This is a genomic window from Mycobacterium sp. (assembly GCF_050701675.1).
GTDB lineage: Bacteria > Actinomycetota > Actinomycetes > Mycobacteriales > Mycobacteriaceae > Mycobacterium.
This window is the reverse complement of the sequence record NZ_JBOGDD010001315.1, coordinates 1-2904: the sequence shown is the minus strand read 5'-3', so window position 1 is coordinate 2904 and position 2904 is coordinate 1. Positions and strand designations below refer to the sequence as shown.

Annotated in this window: 2 protein-coding genes; one reads left to right on the top strand and one right to left on the bottom strand. The window is 65.3% G+C overall.

Annotation, left to right across the window (positions count from 1 at the left end; translation table 11 throughout):
• A partial coding sequence (locus ACRDUX_RS40605; protein WP_526423171.1) for an AsnC family transcriptional regulator occupies positions 1-130 on the bottom strand: 130 nt, incomplete at its 3' end.
• 127 nt (positions 131-257) lie between these two features.
• Between ACRDUX_RS40605 and ACRDUX_RS40600 the strand changes: the two genes are divergently transcribed.
• Positions 258-2615 carry a thiamine pyrophosphate-binding protein gene (locus tag ACRDUX_RS40600; protein WP_526423169.1) on the top strand — a complete coding sequence of 786 codons (2358 nt, stop codon included), beginning with the start codon at positions 258-260 and terminating at the stop codon, positions 2613-2615.
• Positions 2616-2904 lie beyond the last annotated feature (289 nt).

The window sequence follows — 2904 nt, the reverse complement described above, 5'->3', positions numbered from 1 at the left end:
GCGCCTGCACGGTGTTGCGCGACAGCCCGGTGCGATCCGCAAGAGCGATACCCGATGCCCGGGGATCTCCGGTCAGCGCGGTGAGGATGCGGGCGTCGATGGCGTCGACGACGGCCGGCTTGTTGCGCATACTGTTCTGCCTCCTCGTTTGCACGCCCTCGTGGACGTGCACTCTGCCCAGAATAGGCGATGTTGATTGCGCGATCAGTTCTCAACTGATGAAGTTGACGAGACTTCTGCACAAATGAGGGGCTGCCATGGACATCGCGATCGCCACCACCGATCCGACGACGCAGGCGCGCGACGCGCTCGCCGAGATCGGCGACCGCGTGCTGTGGCTGGCGACGGCCATGATTCATCACGCGAACCGGGTAAGGCCCAATTCATCCGGGTTGAAAGTCGGTGGGCACCAAGCCTCCTGCGCCTCGATGAGCTCGATCATGACGTCGCTGTGGTTCGAACAACTGCGCGCGGGCGACCGCGTGTCGGTCAAGCCACACGCATCTCCCGTCCTGCACGCGATCAACTATCTGATCGGCGAACTCGACGAGGAGTATCTGACGCGCCTGCGCGAGTTCGGCGGGCTGCAGAGCTACCCCAGCCGCGCCAAGGACCCAGACCCGGTTGACTATTCGACCGGGTCGGTGGGAATCGGTGCGACGGCGCCGATCTGGGCGGCCATGAGTCGTCGCTACGTCGACTCGAGATTCGACGACCCCGAGGGACTGATCGGGGCTGACCGGTCCTCTGGTGCCGCACTCGGTCGGCAGTACTCGTTGGTCGGTGACGCGGAACTCGACGAAGGCGCCGTCTGGGAGGCAATACTGGATCCAGGGGTGTCCGAGTTCGGCGAGATCGTGTGGATCGTGGACATGAATCGTCAGTCGCTGGATCGAGTGGTGCCTCACATCGCCGCCGAACGGTTGGAGCGGATGTTCGACGCCGCCGGTTGGCAGGTGATCACGGCGAAGTTCGGCCGGCTGCTCGAATCACTGTTCAGCAGACCAGGAGGGTCCGCCCTGCGGGACCGCATCGTCGACATGCCCAACGCGGAGTATCAGCGGCTCTTGCGTTGCGACGCCAAGGAATTGCGCATGCGGCTGCCCGGTGACGGCGGGAGTCAGGCACTGGCCACGCTGCTCACCGAACTCGACGACGAGACCCTGCTGGCGGCGATCCGCAATCTCGGCGGGCACGACTTCGACACCCTGCGGACCGCATACGGGCAGATCGACGACACGCGCCCCACGGTCATCCTCGCCTACACCATCAAGGGCCATGGATTGCCGACGGAGGGGCATCCGCAGAATCACTCGGCACTGCTCTCGGTGGCGCAGTACGACGAGCTGGCCACCAGGCTTGGTGTGGACACCAGCAGGCCGTGGCGCGGATTCGATCCGAACGGCCCCGCCGGGCGGCTGTGTCGTGCCACCGGTGCTCGACTCAGGCGGGCGAGCCCGACGGCCGTCACGATTCCTCCAGTGCCGACCGACATGGGGCGCACGCCGTCGGGCACGTCGAACACCCAAGCCGCCCTCGGTCGTGCACTTCTCGATCTGACCAGGGAGGCCCCGGAGATCGCGGACCGAGTGGTCACCGTGAGCCCCGACGTCAGCTCCACGACCAACCTCGCAGGCTGGCTCAACAAGGTCGGGGTGTGGTCGCCGAACGAGCGCCGTGACTGGTTCGACGACGACGCCGACACGGTCGTGCATTGGCGCGAAAAGCCCTCCGGCCAACACGTGGAACTGGGGATCGCCGAGACCAACCTCGTCGGACTGATCTCCGAGCTCGGCGCCACCTGGAGCCGATGGGGTCAGCCCCTCTTCCCGATCGGCGTCCTCTACGACCCGTTCGTCGAACGCGCGCTGGAACCGTGGTCATACGGGATCTACGCAGGCGGGCAGTCGATCCTGGTGGGAACCCCCTCCGGAGTGACGCTCGCAGCCGAAGGGGGCGCGCACCAGTCGATCAAGACGCCGTCGATCGGCCTGGAGCAGCCCGGTTGCATCAGCTATGAGCCGGCGTTCGCCATCGACGTCGAATGGACTCTGCTGTCCTGCATTTCGCGACTGGGACGCCCGGACGGCACCTCGTCCTACCTGAGATTGTCGACACGGTCCGTCGATCAGACCCTGGCATCGGTGCCCGAGGATCCCGCCGCCAGGGAACGACGTCGACGACAGGTGGTCGCGGGCGCCTACGCCATGCGCCGCGCCGACACCGCCGACGTGACACTCGTCGGAATGGGTGCGCCGATCACCGAAACACTCTGCGCCGCAGATCGTCTCGCTGATCTCGGGATCGGGGCCGATGTCATCTGCGTTACCAGTCCCCGCTTGTTGTTCGACGCCATGCAAGGCCGACGTGGACTCGCCGAAGCGCCTACGTGGATCCTCGATCAGGTGTTCCCCGCCGATCGCGCTGCGCCGATGGTGACGGTGCTCGACGGGCACCCTCACGCGCTGACGTTCCTCACCGGCATCAACGACGTTCGCGGCGCCGCACTCGGGGTCACCCGGTTCGGTCAGGCCGGCTCCCTGGAGGAGGTCTACCGCTATCACGGGATGGACACCGACAGCATCGTGCGGGCTGCCCTGGATCTCGTCGGTTGACCGCTCCCACGGCTACCGCAGGATCGAGTCGCTAGTCACCAGCAAGCCGTGGAAGTTCAATTCCAGGCAGATGAATTGTTTTGCTCCGCGAACACAGCGGAATGGGTAGATTCGCCGATATCCAAATGGCTGCCACCAGTGATGTAGACGCGCGCGCAGGCCGGTACGGAATCCTGCTGACGCAGGGAACCTTCTATACCACCGGCCTGCAACTCGCGAATGTGGGAGTGGTCTTACCTTTCATCTGTGCACAACAAGGCATCTTCTGGGCCGCTGCGCTGCTGTACCC

Coding starts and splice junctions, on each gene's coding strand:
- ACRDUX_RS40600 (WP_526423169.1), top strand. CDS start 258: ATGGACATCGCGATCGCCACCACCGATCCGACGACGCAGGCGCGCGAC.